Source organism: Campylobacter sp. 2018MI13, from assembly GCF_018501135.1.
Classification (GTDB): domain Bacteria; phylum Campylobacterota; class Campylobacteria; order Campylobacterales; family Campylobacteraceae; genus Campylobacter_E.
On sequence record NZ_JAHCZC010000158.1, the window covers coordinates 1 to 934 of the forward strand.

At 22.3% G+C, this 934-nt stretch carries 1 protein-coding gene; it reads right to left on the reverse strand.

What is annotated here, in order from left to right; all coding sequences use genetic code 11:
- Positions 1 to 923 (reverse strand): lysozyme inhibitor LprI family protein (locus tag KJQ99_RS09425; protein ID WP_214150671.1); only part of this gene is annotated, 923 nt, incomplete at its 3' end.
- Positions 924 to 934 lie beyond the last annotated feature (11 nt).

A 934-nucleotide genomic window follows, 5' to 3' on the forward strand; every position in this document is an offset into this window, starting at 1 on the left:
TAATTGTAATATCTAATATGATTTAAATTATTAAATTTATGATAATTTAAAATATAATCACTATCCTTATACTCTATAATCAAAGTTTCTTTTGCTTCTTCGTAATATTTATTTGACATTTTCATTTTATTAGAATTTTTTAAAAGTTCTAATAGATTTTTATTCTTCATAGGATGATTGCAAAAATCTTTTTCTATAAATAATATATTTCCAATTTCACCTGATAAAGCTAAGTAATTTTTATCATCTAAAACTACATCACTTATAGTTATACTTTTATGTTTTTCTATGTATTTTTTACCTTTAATTTTACTTATAATATAAAGCTCATTATTTTTATCAACTTCTATAAAACGATAACTGACATTATCATTGCTATCATCTGAACTATAATCTTTTATATACTTATAAACTTTTCTATCAAGCCCTAAATCCCAGCAGTATTTAAGAGTATCTTTTACTTCTTGGCTTGCGTAAGGCTTAGCATCTACAATTTTTGGCTTTATTTTTATATCCTTATATCTAAAAAAATCTTGCCAAAAATTATTGAGTTTTAGTAATTTTCTACATTTTTCTGGCTCATCAATAAATCGTCCATGCTCATATCGCATATAGTTATCTTTATTGCATTCTATTGAGTTTTCTTGAATTATTTTTATATGTTCTATTAGTTCTTTAGGATAGGTTTTTGAGTTTTCAAGACTAGTGCTAAGCTCTTTTATTCTAGTTTTATAAGAATTTATAATGCAATTATTATCATCTTTGCAATCACTAATGTTTTTTAAAAATTCATCTTGGTCTTGCTTAATTTCTTTTGTAATATAAGGAAAGCTTTTATAAATACTATCTAGCTCTATTTTTAACTTATTTATTTGATATGAATAAATATTTGTAATTAGTAAAATCATTAATATTTTAAACATAACTCTCCTTT